We start from the raw sequence: 15,355 nt of genomic DNA on the forward strand, positions 1-15,355 counted from the left end.
AGGTGAGAGATGTGAAGAAAAAAGATAATGTAAGTGTGTTAACAGGCTTAGTAGACATGATTTCACCGCAGGCTCTTGAGTTTAACGCAAAGCAGGTCGTATTTAATGACCAGCTTGCAAGAGTTTTAGTCATTGCGGGTTATCCTCCTAAAGTAAATGCTGCATGGCTCTCAAGAATCGCAGGTATGCCGGGAGTGGTATGTTCGGTACACATTGAGCCATCTGACCCTACAGATTTGATAAACAGTTTAAATAAAGCAATTGGCGAGTATGCAGGAAGGCTTGAAATGGGAGGCAATGCCCTCACAATGCAGAGGACAGAGCAGGCTTTGAAAGACGCAGAAGAATTGATGAGAAAAATAGACCAGGAGCAGCAGCAGGTATTTTACGTTACAGTCATCCTTATGGTCCTTGCCCCTAACCAGCAGGAGCTTGATAGAAGAACACGTCAGGTTGAAGCAGCTCTAGCAGCTTCAGGTATGAGGGGCAGAGTCCTTATATTCCGCCAAGAAGAAGGACTTAAAGCAGCAGGGCCCTTCTGCACACTGCCGGATGAGGTTAAAGAAGCAGGAGCAAGGAATATGCCTGCTGAAACTGTTGCTGCTTCATTTCCTTTTACTGCCTCAGGAATAAACGATGGAAGTGGTATTGTTTTGGGAAAAGATAGAGATGGAGGATTGGTTTTAGTTGATATATGGAAGCGTGGTGGAGATAGGACAAATTCCAACTGGACTATTCTTGCAAAGCCTGGAGCAGGAAAGAGCTTTACTGCAAAAATGCTACTCTTAAGGGAGTACATGCAGGGAAGCAGAGTGATAATCATAGACCCAGAAAGAGAGTATAAGGAGATGTGCAGAAAGCTTGGAGGTGTGTGGATTAACTGCACAGGCGGTGAAGGAAAGATAAATCCACTTCAGGTAAGATTAAGGCCTGTTGAGGAGGAAGATGAGGAAAACGCAGTTTTTCAAAGCCCATTAGCTTTACACATACAGACCTTAAGAACTTTCTTCAGTTTATACCTCAGAGACCTTACAGACACAGAAAAAGCAGCTTTGGAGGATGCATTAGTGGAAGTGTATAAGGAAGCAGGAATTACATGGGATACAGATCCAAGAGGTGTTCCAAATGATAAATGGCCTACTGTGAAAGAGCTTTATGAATACTGTGTGAAAAAGGCGGAAGAAAATCCTGAAACCTATGGAAGGCTTTCAGTGCTTTTAAAAAGAGCAGCAGAAGGAGCAGACTCGTACCTTTGGGCAGGCCCAACTGCCGTAGAAGCTGACTCTGATTTTATTGTTTTTGACGTTCATGATTTACAGAATGCAGAAGACCAAGTTAAAAGAGCGCAGTACTTCAATGTCCTTTCTTTTGCATGGAATATACTTGAAAGGGATAGAAGAGAGAGAACTGTTTTGGTTGTGGATGAAGCATGGATGCTTGTTGACCCTCAAACGCCTCAGGCAATAGCATTTTTGAGAGACACATCAAAGAGGATAAGGAAGTACAACGGAAGCTTAATTGTCATAAGCCAGAACGTTATAGACTTTTTAGCACCAGAAGTGCAGAGGTACGGCCAAGCGCTTTTAGACAACCCGACCTACAAGCTTCTTTTAGCTCAAGGAGAAAAAGACTTAGAGGCAATAACAACTCTTATGAACCTTTCTGAAGCAGAGCATGACCTTCTCGTAAATGCAAAAAGAGGAGAAGGTCTTTTTGTTGCGGGCACACAGCGAATTCACATAAAAATTGAGGCAGCACCTTATGAAATGCAGTATTTAACTGGAGGCGGAAACTGATGCATATTTTAAGCAAAATACTTCTGGCTTTTCTGCCGGATGATTTGGAGAGCATTTTTAAATTTGCTCTTCTTTTTATTGTTGTTCCTGCTTTATTGATAGCTCTTCTTTTTGCAGGACCTATTACTGCAGCAGAAAAGATACCATTGATTAATACAGAGCAGGTAAAGATGTATATATACACCGCAAATAAGGTAAGTGACAGCACAAAGAACAAATACAGTCAAAGGATACAAATTGACTGGAGACAGCTTGTTGCTATAGATGCTGTGAGATTTCAGCAGGATTTTAGCAAAGCAAATCCTGCTGAAATAGAAAAACTTGCTAAGATGTTTATTAAAAAAGTAGATGAAGTAGAAGAAATAGAAGGAGAATTTCCAAATCAGGTTGTAAAAAAATATGAGGTATATAAGCTTAGAAGTTTAGATGAAGTTTTAAGTCTTTTAAACTTTTCTACTGCGGAAAAAGAAAAAGTTAAAGAATTTATTGAGTTTGATTTTTCGCTTTTGTTAAATTCAGCAGCAAATTTGCCAGACAATTGGGCAGCAGTAGAGAAAAATTTTAAGTGGCCAGTACCGGGAGTATATAGAATTACTTCAGGTTTTGGTCCGAGAGTTGATCCAGTATATGGGACAATGGGTTTTCATAGTGGAGTAGATATTGCAGCACCTACAGGGAAAATTGTTATAGCTGCAGCTGATGGAGAAGTAGGTTATGCAGGTTGGAATGGAGGCTATGGTAATGTGATTTATATAACACACAATGGAGGTTATGAAACAAGATATGCTCACTTATCAAGAATAGCGGTTAAAAAGTGGCAGAAGGTTAAGGCAGGAGACATTATAGGATACGTTGGCTCTACAGGCAAAAGTACGGGACCGCATTTGCATTTTGAAATAAGGATAAATGGGCAGGCCGTAGATCCACTTGGATTTTATAGATAACAGGAGGTGATTTTTTGCTTATTTCTGTTATTGCTTCTGATGAAATTAAGAACAGTCTTAATGATGTAGGGAATGTCGTTTTTCATTACAATGAGATGTTACAACAGCAAAATATAAAAGATGTTTTTTACTCTTTATCAAGAATTAATACTGATGTACTTATTTTGGACCTTGATTTTGTAAATTCAAAAGATTTTATTACAGTTTTACAAGGATACAGAATAGCAAGACCACATACAAGGATAATTGTCATTATAAATAATAGGGTAGCAGGTGACCAAACAATTGCAACTATAGTGAGTCTTGGAATATATGACATAGTAACAAATAAAGAAGCTGTAAAGGAGGTTGTTTTCTCCCCTCCTGCAACATATACACAGGCTGCAAGATGGCACACAGGAGAGTTCTTAAATTTTGGTGTTCATGACAAAGATAACGAAAAAGGCATTGTAGGAGAAATTAACATTGCTAAAAGACAAATAGAAGGTATAGTTAAATTTTTAGGTGAGAGTTATAACTGCAGAAATTTAAACGAAGGTTTATTAAAAATTGAACAGCTTTTAGTAAAGGAGGTTCTTTATGAGCAGGATTATTAAAATTGCTTTAATAACGGCTGTAGTTTTTGCAGCTTTTATGTTTGTGTTTATGCAGAACATACAGAAAACAGAAAAGGTAGTTGTGGTAGAAAAGGACATACCAGCAGGAACAGTTATTTCGCAGGATGCTGTAAAAGTTACTGATGTACCTGCTTCAGTAGTGAGACCAAATTATGCTAAAAGTTTAGCTGATGTTATAGGAAAAGTTGTGAAAGAAGGAAGAGTACAAGGAGATTTTATTCCTGTTGAAATTTTAACTTCTCAAGATGAAAAATTATTAGAGGCAGGACATGTTATTATGACTATACAAATTGATAAAGTAGAGGCAAAGACACTTCAGTCAGGAGATACAGTTAGTTTTATAGTGTTTGACCAAACAGGGTCAAAGGTGTTAGAAGGTTTTAAAGTAATTTCTGTGTTTTCAGATTCTGATAAAGCTAATTTAATTTTAAATGCAGATTTAAACGCTGCTTCAGAGCTTGCACCGTATATTAAACTTAACTCATTTAAAATTGTAAGAAGGTGATAAAAATGGTTATTACAATATTCAGTCCTAAAGGTGGTGTGGGAAAGACTACACTTACTTTAGCACTTGCAAAAGTGCTAAGTGAAAAGAGTAGAGTATGTGTTTTAGAATGTGATTTTTCTCCCGGTGATTTTGTGTCTTTACTTGATTTAGATAAGGAAAAAAACATAGTTAATGCATGTCTTGGAGACTATAAAGCCTGCATTCAGAGGCCTCAGGGAGAAAAATTTGACGTCATAGTCGGTGGTTTTCCAGACATGCAGGAAAACTTAAAGTATGCGGATATGGAAAAGCTTATTAAAAGTCTTTCAAATGAATATGATTATGTGCTGATAGACTTACAGCCTCAGATTTCTGAGGTTACTGTCGCAGCACTTTTAAAAGCTGACAAAGTTTTGTTTGTAATGGAAGATGATATATCCGCAGTCTCAAGAACAGTTGGAATGTTTGAGTATTTAAGACTGCATGGATTTTTAGATGCAGGCAGGACCTGTGCAGTAGTTAATAAAGTGAGAGGGAAAAAGAAGTACATCACTGCTGTAGACCTAGGGATACCGGTTATTTACCACATCCCCTATCTTCGAAAATTAAATGAGTACAAAGATAAGAAAATGCTGAAGCATGCCAGAAACTTAAAAGATGCTCTTTTTGGAGTAAAAAAAGAAAAATCCTTGTGGAGGAGGCTTGTGAATGGCTTTAAGAGAGTTAAGCAGAAGAATTAATGATGGAGCAGTGGATGTTGAGAAAATGACAGATGAGATAAGGGAAATTATGATGAAGCACCACGGAAAGCCCAACATCAAGGATATACTGAGAGAAGAAGTGAAAGAGTATCTCAAAAAGAAATATCCTTTTGCACTAGATAGACTTATAGAATACACGGAAATGCTCTACTCTTCTCTTTACGGATTGGGAATTATAGAGAAGTACCTTAAGGACCCGGAAGTTACAGACATACATGTGAACGGCACAAAAATAATGTACAAGAAAGCAGGAGTAAAAATAGACGCAGAAGAAGAGTTTCCAAACGAACAGGCTGTGAGGGTTATACAGGACAGAATCCTTGCACCTTTAAATAAATCAATCAACATAGCAAATCCTTCACAGGATGCAGAGCTTTATGACGGCTCTCGTGCTCTTTTAGTTATACCTCCAGAGTCTGATAAGCCTGTCATAATTATCAGAAAGCACAATCTCTTAAATGTACCTTTAAAAGAACTAGTAAAAACTACAATAGGTCTTACGAAAGAAATGCAGGAGTACTTCAAAAAGGCGGTAAAAGACAGAAAAAACATCATAGTTGCAGGAGAAACAGGCGCTGGAAAGACGACTTTTATCAACTCTTTAGGCTTTGAGATTCAGGAAAAGCATGTAGTAGCAGTTTTAGAGGATACAAGAGAGATTAAACTTCATATACCCTATGTCTACTACTTCAAAACGAGAAAAGGAACGGCTGAAGCAAGAAGCGTAACTTACTCTGACATACTCAACGACTGCTTGAGAGCAGACCCTGATAGAATAATTCTCACTGAGATAAGAACACCTGAAAGCGCCTATGAGCTTATCCACGTTTTAAATTCAGGCCACAGAGGCTCTATGACAACAATACATGCAAATTCCTGCTTAGATGCTTTGTTAAGGCTTGAAATGCTAATTCAGGAGTTTAAAAACCTTGACTACAGAATCATAAGAAAGCTCATCTCAAGAGCAGTCGACATTGTCGTGTTTTTGAGGCTTACGGAGGATGAAAAAGGAAATTTAAAAGGCAGAGAGCTTGCTGAAGTTATTGAAATTGAGGGCATAGATGAAAACGGAGACTACATTTTAAAGCATGTGGTAGGTGATTAATGTGGCAGTCTCTTTTTTATTCGGCGCAGCTGTTTTTATGGTGGTAGTTCTTTTGTACAGTATTAGGGAAAATAAAAGGCTCAAACTTAAAAGAAGGCTGGAGAGGCATTTAGTGATATCACAAAAGAATGAGTTTAGTATAGTGGATTTATTTGGTTTAGGAAGCTTTATTGAGAAGTTAGAGAAAAAGCTTAAAAAAAGCGGTATTAAGGTAGATGCAGAGGAAGTGTTTTTGTGGTTTATACTTTTTACTATTGTGATACTTGTATTTTTGAGCTTTAAAGGTTTTACTTTATTAGGTTTTACACTTCCTGTTATGCTTTATTATCTTATAGACTATATTTTAGACTATTTAGGGAGAAGAAAAATAAGAAAAACTGAAGAGCAGTTTAGAGATTTTGTTAAAATGCTAGGAGCATATCTTAAAATGGTACCAAGCTTTGCTGGAGCTTTTATAAAGGCAGCTGAGGAAGCTGAAAATCCTTTAAAAGAGCACACAGACAGAGTTCTAAGGAGATTTCAGTTAGGAGAAGATTTAGAAGAAGCATTAAAAGAATTTAAAAATATAGAAAGCACATATATAAAAGTATGGATTGACAGCATTATTTTTGCAGTGAGGATGAAATCTGATTTATCGAGAGTGTGTGAGAGGACAGCTAAAAAACTTTATGAGAGAATAAAAATGTCAAACAGAATTGCTGCCATGACTGTGCAGGCAAAATCTTTAATGGTTTCTCTGGTAGGCATTATGGCTTTTATGATTGTTTCAACAGTGTCAGTTAGCCCTGATTTTATCAGGACTTTTTCTTCTCCTATAGGGAAATTAGTAATTGCTTATGCTGCTTTGAGCTACTTTATATCAACACTTTATATTCTAAAAAGAATAGACAGGGAGATGGAACTATGAGAAAGATTGTTTCAGAAAAACACCTTCAAAAACTTGGAATAAGACAGGACATGATAGAAAAGTGGGATAAGGAAATTAAAGCAGTCGGAGGAGTGAAAATATTTTTTTTTAAAGCTCATGATGTACTTGAGCTTTTTTCTTTTGGAGTTCTAATTTTGGGAGGCCTTATAGTTTTGTCAGTAGTAGGAACAGTAAACGGGGCAAATATTTTTGCTCTTTTATCTGTAGTTACAGGTTCAATTATTATGTTCTATCAATACTGGAAAAAACCAATAGACAGCTACAGGGAGAGCTTCTATAAAGAAGAAGAGCTCCCTGCTGCTATAGAAATCTTTATAAATGGTTTGGAGGTGGGAATGAATAAAGAAAATATTATCAGCTACATTGTTAGAACTAGAGAGGGGGTGGTAAGAGATTTATTACATGAGGCACAGGTAAGGCTCGACACAGGAAGCTCTTTAAAAGATGCACTCACTTATGCAGCTTCTAAAAGTTTAAATGACCACTTTAAAAGATTTGTAAAAATTATTACAGGAGAATTTGCATCTGAACAAGATATTAAAGAAAATTTAGAAGAACTTTTAGATGAAGTAAGAGAAATAAATTACAATAAAAAGACGGAAAGTGCATCTGTGCTTGACAACAGCTTATTCTTCCCTATTTTCTTAGGGTACTTTATCCCAATTTTAATAATCTTTGCACTGCCTTTTGTTCTGTCTTAAAAGGCTTTTTTAATTTGTTTTAAAAAATAACAAAAATTTCAAGGAGGTAGATTTTAATGATTAGAAATATGTTAATGAAAGTTCAAAACATGGTGAGAAAATTTTTAAAAGACAGAAAGGGTGAGAGTCATCTTTTGTCTGTTATAGGGATGATAGCAATAGTTGTAGGAATACTTGTTGTGGTATCACCTACTATAAGGACAAATGTTTCAAATATGGTTACAAATGCTCTCAATACTGCTTCTGGCTTCTTCTCCAATGCCGTTCAAGGCAAGTGATAAACAAGTGATAAAGATGATAAGAAGATTTTTAAAAGACAACAGGGGAGCTTCGCAGCTTATTTCTACAGCTGCCCTGCTCCCTATCCTCCTTTTTATCATGGCTTCTATAGTTAATATTTCTGTTGTAAGCAACATGCAGACATTGGTCAATGAAGCAGCCTTTGAAGGAGCGAGGATAGGAATAAAGTCAGACACTCCAGAGCAGACTGCTCAGATGGCTGTACTTAATTTTGGGGATGGAATAACTGGATGGAAAATGGGAGACAGGCTTGCTGTTAGTACATCACTAAAAAATGACATGCTCACAGTAGAAGTTAGATATACTTTTTACCTTTTAGGAGGGCAGCAGAAGACTCTTGTGGGAAGAAGCTCTTTAAGGATAGGTGATACGCCGTGAGTATTCTAAAAAGATTTTTTCAGGACAAAAGAGGAGATGCTGTCCTTCTTTTTTTAATTTTCTTAGTCTTTTTATCACTTCTTTTTATGCAGGTAGTCTACTATGTCACAAATGGTATAAGTGCAAGGGAATACCTTGTCAAGGTATGTGATGAAATAGCCTACAATATCTCTTTAAATGCCCTTGATATAAATAGTGCAGAAAAAGGAGAAGTAGTTATTGATATTACAAAAGCTAATAAATACGCAGAAGATACATTTAAAAACTTAAATATACCTACAAAAAATATAATTGTAGAAATAAAAAACAATTACGTTTATGTAACTATTGTTGTCGATGGAAGCTATTACAAAACCACAACTGATTTTGTTATAACAGGAATGGCTAAAGTGAGGGATATATGATGAAGGTATTAATTATATCAAATGATAGGGAATATATTAAAAGAGCAAAAAAAAATTATGTAGATGCTGATGTAGTTTTCTCTACAGAGAGCGCAGAAATTATTGTTAGAAAAAATAGATATGATTTTATTGTAAGTAATATGTTAGGTAAGAAATTTAACAATATAGAAGTAAAAGATATAGAAGAGTATAAAAGTAAAAATTTTATAACTACAAAGCAGGAAGTTATTGCTGTTTATTCTTTCAAAGGTGGGGTAGGGAAAACTACGCTTGTGAAAACACTTTTTGAAAACTTCAATAAAGATGTAAAAGTCCTTATAGTAGATTTGAATTTTCAGGATGGAGGTTCTGATTTAAGTTTTGCTTTGGACCTTCCTGTACTTCCTCATATCGGAATGTGGCTTAGAGAAAGAATAAAAGAGAGTTTTTTTGAAAATTTAATTGAGTATAGTCCAAATGTATTTATACTTCAGTCCCCTCCTAAAGTGAGTCTTGTAAAAGATATTAGCGGAAATGATATTGATACAATTGTGAAATTTGCAAGAAGTAAGTTTGATGTGATAATTTTTGACCTCCCGGATGAATTTAACGAAATTGTTAAGGCTGCGCTTGATAATGCTTCAAAAATAATTGTATTATCTCAAGGTACAAAAGGAGAATTGGCAAGGATGAAGGAGTTTCCTTATGAGTATCTAACACTTTTTATAAAGCCTGAAAAAGGGTTTGGAAAGTATGCAAAAATGCTTAATTTAAAATATGAAATTATTGATAATATTAAAAAAGAGATAGACAGAGTATATGATTTTATATTATTGTAGTAAAATGCAAGAAAAAAATTGCTTATTTTTTGTTCGGACTATTTTTTCTTATCTTCCTTAGCGGTCCGGATTTTTCATTTTCGCTTTGCTCAAAACAAAAATCCGAATTAATAGAGCACCACCGCAGACGGCATACGCCGCAGCGGTCGTGCTTTTTTTATATTTTCGGGTCTTTTCTTGTAAGTATATTTAAAATTTGCCTCCCGCTTTTAAGATTATACGCCTGCTCTGTTTCCGGTTAAGGTGCCTTCGAGCATATCCTCCCTCGCTGCACTCGGTCCGGTATCCCTCGACTCCACCTTGACCTCCAATTCGCAGGCTGTTTTTCCTGTTTACTGCCGGGAGGCAAATTTGATTTTGAATTTTTAGGGAGGTGCTTGTAAGTGAGCATGAAAGAGATGAGAGACAAAGTTATGGAGTTTTTGAGGGAACATTTGGAGATTGATGAGTTTACTTTAGAAGACTGTAATTTTATGCCGGGAGGTGTTTTTGTGAAGGATAGAGAGGGCAAAAGTATGCTGTTTTTTTACGACTTTAAAAAAGATAAAGTGGACTACTGGTTTGGAGATGAAAAATAATTAGAGAATTTTATAAAAAATACTATCAAATGATTGTAAAATTATTTAAGATATGATAAAATATTAAATGAAAGGAGTATATACTATGGCCCAAATTGAGGAAATTAAAAAATTCCTCAATGATGCTAAAGAATTGATGAAAGCAGGTACTTTCGACTTTGTCCCACGAAAGAAAAATATGGATTCAATTAAAGAAGCTGGCCTAACAATTAAACATGTTAAAGAGATTATTATGGATTTAACGTACAAAAATTATTATAGAGGTCCTAGTGTAGATGTAGGCAGTAATAGACAGGGTTCTATATGGGAATTTGGGTATGATATTGAAGGAACGGACTTTTACATAAAACTTAAAATTGAACAAAGGGGAGAAAAAGAATGTTTGGTGTGTCTTTCTTTCCATATAGCAGAATATCCGTTAATTTATCCATATAAATGAGGAGGTGGAAAGTGTGAAAAAGTTTTGCCCTGTTTGCGGGATAGAGCAAGAAACAGAGATAATTGAAAAAGAAGAAGCATCGAACGTCAGAGGAGATGAAATAAAGGCTTTAGCAAGAATAAGGGTATGCAGTGTGTGTGGTGAGGAGCTGTTTGATGAGGAATTAGAGGAAGGAAACATAAAGAGAGTTTACGACATATATAGGGAAAAGCACGGCATACTTTCAACAAAGGAAATAAGAAATATTAGAGAAAATTACGGCTTAAGTCAAAGGGCTTTTGCGAAACTTTTGGGCATAGGCGAAGCTTCTATTGCAAGGTATGAGACCGGAGCTTTACCTGAAAAGTCTTTAAGTAACTTGCTAATGCTCTTAAAAGACCCAAAAAACATGGAAAAACTTCTTGAGAAAAATGAAGATGTTTTAAGCCAGAGAGAAAAAGCAAGACTGATACGGAGGATAGAAGAGATGAAAGAAGAGAGAGAAAATACTCTTAAAATTTCTGAAGAGCTCTATAAATTACTGGAAGAGAAAGCTAAAAGAGAAGGAAAAACTACCGATAAATTTGTTGAAGAGATTTTAATTAAAGTGATTTAAATAGAATGAAGTTGATATAATTTTCCATATATTTTTCTAATTTATGTTATAATTATATTAACGGAAAGGAGATGATTCCATGATAGACATAAAAAGAACAATAGCAATAGTAGGCATAGGCTTATTGGTAGGCTCTGCTACAATAGCAGCGCCGAAATTAATAGAGACATACAAAGAAAAGAAAGCTGCTGCGGTACAGGAACAAGTGCAGGAGCAGAAAGAGACACAACAGCAGCAGCAAGAACAACAAGAACAAATACAACAAGAAGAGCAAAAACAAGAACAAACTCAAGAGGAAGTACAGCAGCAACAACAGGAGCAGGTACAAAATCAAGAACAAGTACAACAGCAGGAACAAAACAACAGCAAGAGCAAAACAAAACAGCAGTAACAAATACAAAAACGACTACAACAACTAATACAACAACTAAGAACAGCACAACTACAAGTACAAAATCAACGACTACAACCAAAACAACAACATCAACAACCACAACGGAAACAACGACACCGACAACTACAACTATAACGTCTAATACAACGTCTAATACGACGTCATCAGGCACTACTACATCATCAGAAAATACAACTTCAAGTGGAACAACTACATCCAGTGGAACAACTTCAAGTAGCGGAAGCAGTTCAAGTGGAAGTAGTTCGGGTAGTGGTAGTTCAAATACTTCAGATGATGGTGTAAAAGAATCTGAATATCATGGACATATACCCGGTCCTCCACCACCGCCATAAATAATAAATAAGGTAAAACTTAATATAGAATAACAGAAAGAGATGTTATCCGCATCTCTTTTTTTATTATTTTTTTGGAGGTGATTTTTCTGTGTCAAAAATTAAAGTAAACAAACGCAAAATAATTGTTTTTACTGTTATAGGAATTTTATTATTAGCCTTTATACTAAAAGGCTTGGCATATATGGATATTATATCTTTCGGTTTCAATCAAAACCGAACGAGATATAATTATGAGATGTACGGTGGAATAGCAGCAACACAGGTCACAAGCACAACAAGGGCTAAGCTGGGATGGTATGTTACTGGCTTAGGGCAAAGCTTAAGCCAGCCTTTGATAATAAGCCCAAAAGAATTAGGTATCAATGCTTCTCAGCCAATAGTTATAGCGTTCAATGGCAATAATTTGTATGCTTATGAAAGTATATCTCCATACTCAAAAAGTTTATACGATTTTAATACAAGCACAAGTCCCTACACATTTACACCCAAAATTGTTCCAAACAGCAATAAAAAATGGGGGCCTTTGCCTGTATATGGGTCTTCCACAGTACCAGCCAATCCATCTGGCAGCCATCCAACCTATTATGTATCACCAAACGGTAACAAGTACATTGCAGCAGGTTCAAAGGATGGATATGTTTTTATATACCAAATAATAAATGGCTCGCCTGTTTTAAAAGTAAGAATCAATACAACAACGGGAGGCGGTACTGATATAGTTTCTGCTCCACTTATGATGAGATGGCAGGGATATAATATTGTGGTGGTAGGAGATGGGAACGGAGGACATGTTTCAATAGGCTATTTTACCGATGATTTTAGCGATGTTGGAATTACAGATATCGCATTAGGCACCACTTATACACGTATAAGCTCATCAGCAGCACCAGTAAACGCAGGAGAAACATCACCTGAAACAGGCTTTATAATCGGTACAACACATGAGCCTAACAAAACCGCAGATGGCTATCTTTACAGAATTAGATTTAGTGATTTATTCAATGTCATTTCATCTTCAACAATATCTTCAAGAACAGACATCTTAAAATTAGGCAGCACAGGAAATGGAGTTAAGATACTTCAAGAAACGCTTAATATTATAGGCTATTCTCTTGTTGAAGATGGACAATTTGGTTCAGGAACTGAAGCAGCAGTCAGAGATTTTCAAAGTAAAAATGGGCTTACGGTAGATGGAATAGTCGGACCACAAACGTGGCAAAAGCTTGGGAGTAAATTAACAAGAACTTATATAAGACCTGTATATCAATGGAACTATGCATGGGGAATAAATATTTCAAAAGCCTATGCTGGTGCAGGCATAGGTATTCCAGCAAGTTTTTCAGTAGACGGCTCAAACGCCTACTTCACTGATGTGCTTGGTGGTATCTACAAAATAAATAATATCTTCAGCAGCACCTTAAATCTTACAGTAAACGGAAACCTTAGGAATACAAACAACCTTGTTAACCATTCCCCAGCTGTAGACGATAGATATTTATACATTCCATATTATTATTCAGATAGTTCAAAACAACACGGAAAAATTGTTGTTTTAGATAAAAATAATTTAAATGTTATAAAACAAATAGATTTTTCTTCCTCCAGTTTAAAATCTCAACTACCTAATTCTCCAAACTATATCGTATATTCTGCTGTTTCTGTCGGAGCAGACAGAATATATGCTAATGTAGGAAATTATTTTGTCACGATCAAAAAATCTGACTGGACAATAGATGGAGATGGAACAATACAATTAAATGCTCCAGCTACAGGAGAAGTTTCTATAGCACACGGTTTAGTTGCAACAGAAACTTCTGATGGAATATACGTATATTACCTTGCGAAAAATGGTATAGATTTGGCAATTACAAACGTAAATCCAATAGGCTATATGGAGCCAAATAAAAATTACACTGTGCAGGTCACAGTAAGTTTAGGTAATAGTTCAACAAGTATTCCTGCAACAGTAGCCTTATATGATGCAGGAAGTTTTAATTTCAATACAGTTATAACCGGAGACCCTGTAAGACTCAATACTGCAAATGCTGTAGCAAGTGCACAAATCACTTTAAGTCCCAACAGTTCTCAAACAGTCAATTTAAGCTTTACAGGGACAAGTTCAGATAGAAACTTAATAGCAGTAGTACAGCCCAATCCACCATCAAATCCAGACTCTTATTTGCAGTACTGGGATTATAATCAAACAAACAATACAAGGCAGTTTACTGCACCTGCAAAAAGGTTGGTGGATTTATATGTCACTAATCTTAATGCAGGAACTTCAAACATGGTAGGAGGGCACACCTACACAGGTTCAGTAGTAGTAGGACTCCAAAATGCTTCTTTTATATCAGGATATCCAGTTACGGGAACATTAAAGATATATGATGCAGCTAATCCATCTTCGCCATTCAAAACTCAAACAGTGTCATTTACAAGCAATACTACACAGACAGTCAGTTTTAACTACACAGGAAAATCGTCTGATATGATACTAGTAGCAGAAATATCATTAGCAAGTGCTGATAAATATTATGAGACTAACCTTTCCAATAATAAGATACAAACACTTGTTAAAGCGAACAATGGAGTGGATTTATATATTGCAAGCATAAATCCGGGAACTACCTATGTAGTCCCTGATGAAACCTACACAGGCTCTGTAACAGTGGGACTGCAGAAAAGCTATGCATTCCCTGTTAATGGTGTTGTAAAAGTTTATGACAAAGCTGATTCTTCTGTGTTTTTAACAAAATCTGTGCAGTTTAACAGTAACTCCACACAGACATTCAGCTTCAGCTATCCTGGAAAAAATACTGACATTACTCTGGTAGCTGAAATACAATTAACAGATACAAATAAATATGATTTAGACTTAAGCAACAACAAAAAGGAAGTTACAGTGCCTTATTCGTCAGAAATGGATAAGCTAAGAGGTACTGTAACAATATCAAAAACACCTCAATATGTGTTTACTAACAAGCACACGAGAGAAGACGGCTCTGTCTGCGATATGACTCTGAACATTTCATACACCTTTAACAAAAAAATCACCAGCATAAGAGCAGTACACGTGATAAACAGGTATCAAAATAAGGGTGTACTTTATGTAGAGCCTTATTCGGTTATAAAAAATATAGGTGACGTTACAGGAAGCGCAGTAATGAAGTTCCAGTATGATAAACCAGGAGATGAGAATTCAACACTGTATATTTACTTCACTGCTGAAGATGGAAAAACAGCCGAAGTACAGCTTAAAATCCCTGTAAATGGCTTTTATGCAGACTCAAAATTTAATCTTCCTGATCCACAGTGGAAAAAGTCAGAGCAAGATAACTGGACGGTGATTTTTAAATGAAAATACTAATCTTACTAATTCTATTTTTTGCAGCTGTAGAAGACATAAAAAAGATGGAGGTAGGATACATCTACCCTGCCTCCATCTTAATTCTTTCTTTTATAAATGTATTATTAAATCCTTATATAAATCTAAATTTTATGCTGCTTAATTCTCTTTTAATATTCATTGTTCTTTTTCTTTTCTGGCTTTTAGGAGGAATAGGCGGAGGGGACGTAAAAATTTTGACTGCTCTGGCTTTCTATGCAGGTTTTAAGATATGGGATATCCTTTTATTTTCTTCTTTAATTTTTCTCCTGTACTCCCTTGCTCTTCGTAAATTCAAAGCAAAGATACCTTTTATGCCTGCCGTTGTTGCTGGAACGCTTTTAAGCTTTTTGTAAATTTTCAATAAAA

Annotated in this window: 18 protein-coding genes; 17 read left to right on the top strand and 1 reads right to left on the bottom strand. The window is 35.8% G+C overall.

Translation table 11 applies throughout. The features are described 5' to 3' along the window. Nucleotides 1-11: 11 nt before the first annotated feature. From THEBR_RS00310 to THEBR_RS00380, 15 genes are all read left to right on the top strand, one after another. Nucleotides 12-1,796: a VirB4 family type IV secretion system protein gene (locus THEBR_RS00310; protein WP_012268842.1), complete on the top strand. Its 1,785-nt coding sequence runs from the start codon at nucleotides 12-14 to the stop codon at nucleotides 1,794-1,796. After that, complete coding sequence (locus THEBR_RS00315) at nucleotides 1,796-2,740, top strand: M23 family metallopeptidase (protein WP_012268843.1); 945 nt, start codon at nucleotides 1,796-1,798, stop codon at nucleotides 2,738-2,740. The genes THEBR_RS00310 and THEBR_RS00315 overlap by 1 nt, the downstream gene beginning before the upstream one ends. A 14-nt stretch (nucleotides 2,741-2,754) precedes the next feature. Beyond that, nucleotides 2,755-3,336 (top strand): hypothetical protein, encoded by a 582-nt coding sequence (locus THEBR_RS00320; protein ID WP_012268844.1) that lies wholly within the window; start codon nucleotides 2,755-2,757, stop codon nucleotides 3,334-3,336. Further along, entirely contained in the window at nucleotides 3,320-3,862 is a 543-nt protein-coding gene (locus tag THEBR_RS00325; RefSeq protein WP_012268845.1) for an SAF domain-containing protein, read from the top strand. The genes THEBR_RS00320 and THEBR_RS00325 overlap by 17 nt, the downstream gene beginning before the upstream one ends. Before the next feature lie 5 nt (nucleotides 3,863-3,867). Then, nucleotides 3,868-4,584, top strand: a complete 717-nt coding sequence (locus THEBR_RS00330; protein ID WP_009052202.1) for a CpaE/TadZ family protein — start codon at nucleotides 3,868-3,870, stop codon at nucleotides 4,582-4,584. Next, nucleotides 4,553-5,710, top strand: coding sequence for a TadA family conjugal transfer-associated ATPase (locus THEBR_RS00335; protein WP_009052203.1), 1,158 nt, complete (start codon nucleotides 4,553-4,555; stop codon nucleotides 5,708-5,710). Before THEBR_RS00330 ends, THEBR_RS00335 begins: the two co-directional genes overlap by 32 nt. A 1-nt stretch (nucleotide 5,711) precedes the next feature. Beyond that, nucleotides 5,712-6,617: a type II secretion system F family protein gene (locus tag THEBR_RS00340; protein WP_012268623.1), complete on the top strand. Its 906-nt coding sequence runs from the start codon at nucleotides 5,712-5,714 to the stop codon at nucleotides 6,615-6,617. After that, on the top strand, nucleotides 6,614-7,339 hold the full coding sequence (locus tag THEBR_RS00345; protein WP_012269798.1) for a type II secretion system F family protein: 726 nt from the start codon (nucleotides 6,614-6,616) through the stop codon (nucleotides 7,337-7,339). The genes THEBR_RS00340 and THEBR_RS00345 overlap by 4 nt, the downstream gene beginning before the upstream one ends. Before the next feature lie 56 nt (nucleotides 7,340-7,395). Next, nucleotides 7,396-7,617, top strand: coding sequence for a hypothetical protein (locus THEBR_RS00350; RefSeq protein ID WP_012268847.1), 222 nt, complete (start codon nucleotides 7,396-7,398; stop codon nucleotides 7,615-7,617). A 16-nt stretch (nucleotides 7,618-7,633) separates the two neighbouring features. Beyond that, nucleotides 7,634-8,017, top strand: a complete 384-nt coding sequence (locus tag THEBR_RS00355) for a TadE/TadG family type IV pilus assembly protein (RefSeq protein ID WP_244261807.1) — start codon at nucleotides 7,634-7,636, stop codon at nucleotides 8,015-8,017. After that, nucleotides 8,014-8,421 (top strand): hypothetical protein, encoded by a 408-nt coding sequence (locus tag THEBR_RS00360; RefSeq protein WP_009052208.1) that lies wholly within the window; start codon nucleotides 8,014-8,016, stop codon nucleotides 8,419-8,421. The genes THEBR_RS00355 and THEBR_RS00360 overlap by 4 nt, the downstream gene beginning before the upstream one ends. Next, nucleotides 8,421-9,239 (top strand): CpaE/TadZ family protein, encoded by an 819-nt coding sequence (locus tag THEBR_RS00365; RefSeq protein WP_009052209.1) that lies wholly within the window; start codon nucleotides 8,421-8,423, stop codon nucleotides 9,237-9,239. Before THEBR_RS00360 ends, THEBR_RS00365 begins: the two co-directional genes overlap by 1 nt. A 389-nt stretch (nucleotides 9,240-9,628) precedes the next feature. After that, on the top strand, nucleotides 9,629-9,817 hold the full coding sequence (locus THEBR_RS00370) for a hypothetical protein (RefSeq protein WP_244261808.1): 189 nt from the start codon (nucleotides 9,629-9,631) through the stop codon (nucleotides 9,815-9,817). Between the two features lie 85 nt (nucleotides 9,818-9,902). After that, complete coding sequence (locus tag THEBR_RS00375) at nucleotides 9,903-10,256, top strand: type II toxin-antitoxin system MqsR family toxin (protein WP_012268849.1); 354 nt, start codon at nucleotides 9,903-9,905, stop codon at nucleotides 10,254-10,256. Between the two features lie 13 nt (nucleotides 10,257-10,269). After that, on the top strand, nucleotides 10,270-10,851 hold the full coding sequence (locus THEBR_RS00380; RefSeq protein ID WP_012268850.1) for a type II toxin-antitoxin system MqsA family antitoxin: 582 nt from the start codon (nucleotides 10,270-10,272) through the stop codon (nucleotides 10,849-10,851). A 137-nt stretch (nucleotides 10,852-10,988) separates the two neighbouring features. Here THEBR_RS00380 and THEBR_RS12280 read toward each other — a convergent pair whose 3' ends face one another. Further along, nucleotides 10,989-11,417, bottom strand: coding sequence for a hypothetical protein (locus THEBR_RS12280; protein WP_208855423.1), 429 nt, complete (start codon nucleotides 11,415-11,417; stop codon nucleotides 10,989-10,991). Nucleotides 11,418-11,689: 272 nt separating this feature from the next. Here THEBR_RS12280 and THEBR_RS00390 point away from each other — a divergent pair, with 272 nt between their 5' ends. Both THEBR_RS00390 and THEBR_RS00395 read left to right on the top strand, forming a co-directional pair. Further along, nucleotides 11,690-14,959, top strand: a complete 3,270-nt coding sequence (locus THEBR_RS00390) for a peptidoglycan-binding domain-containing protein (RefSeq protein WP_012268852.1) — start codon at nucleotides 11,690-11,692, stop codon at nucleotides 14,957-14,959. Then, complete coding sequence (locus THEBR_RS00395) at nucleotides 14,956-15,342, top strand: prepilin peptidase (RefSeq protein WP_012268853.1); 387 nt, start codon at nucleotides 14,956-14,958, stop codon at nucleotides 15,340-15,342. The genes THEBR_RS00390 and THEBR_RS00395 overlap by 4 nt, the downstream gene beginning before the upstream one ends. The last annotated feature ends 13 nt before the right edge of the window (nucleotides 15,343-15,355 follow it).

The sequence above is a fragment of the Thermoanaerobacter brockii subsp. finnii Ako-1 genome (genome assembly GCF_000175295.2).
GTDB classification, from domain to species: domain Bacteria; phylum Bacillota; class Thermoanaerobacteria; order Thermoanaerobacterales; family Thermoanaerobacteraceae; genus Thermoanaerobacter; species Thermoanaerobacter pseudethanolicus.

Bases quoted from the DNA above. Each gene is read 5' to 3' on its own strand.
- THEBR_RS00315 (WP_012268843.1), top strand. From the start codon at position 1,796: ATGCATATTTTAAGCAAAATACTTCTGGCTTTTCTGCCGGATGATTTG.
- THEBR_RS00325 (WP_012268845.1), top strand. From the start codon at position 3,320: ATGAGCAGGATTATTAAAATTGCTTTAATAACGGCTGTAGTTTTTGCA.
- THEBR_RS00330 (WP_009052202.1), top strand. From the start codon at position 3,868: ATGGTTATTACAATATTCAGTCCTAAAGGTGGTGTGGGAAAGACTACA.
- THEBR_RS00335 (WP_009052203.1), top strand. From the start codon at position 4,553: ATGGCTTTAAGAGAGTTAAGCAGAAGAATTAATGATGGAGCAGTGGAT.
- THEBR_RS00345 (WP_012269798.1), top strand. From the start codon at position 6,614: ATGAGAAAGATTGTTTCAGAAAAACACCTTCAAAAACTTGGAATAAGA.
- THEBR_RS00350 (WP_012268847.1), top strand. From the start codon at position 7,396: ATGATTAGAAATATGTTAATGAAAGTTCAAAACATGGTGAGAAAATTT.
- THEBR_RS00355 (WP_244261807.1), top strand. From the start codon at position 7,634: ATGATAAGAAGATTTTTAAAAGACAACAGGGGAGCTTCGCAGCTTATT.
- THEBR_RS00365 (WP_009052209.1), top strand. From the start codon at position 8,421: ATGAAGGTATTAATTATATCAAATGATAGGGAATATATTAAAAGAGCA.
- THEBR_RS00370 (WP_244261808.1), top strand. From the start codon at position 9,629: ATGAAAGAGATGAGAGACAAAGTTATGGAGTTTTTGAGGGAACATTTG.
- THEBR_RS00375 (WP_012268849.1), top strand. From the start codon at position 9,903: ATGGCCCAAATTGAGGAAATTAAAAAATTCCTCAATGATGCTAAAGAA.
- THEBR_RS00395 (WP_012268853.1), top strand. From the start codon at position 14,956: ATGAAAATACTAATCTTACTAATTCTATTTTTTGCAGCTGTAGAAGAC.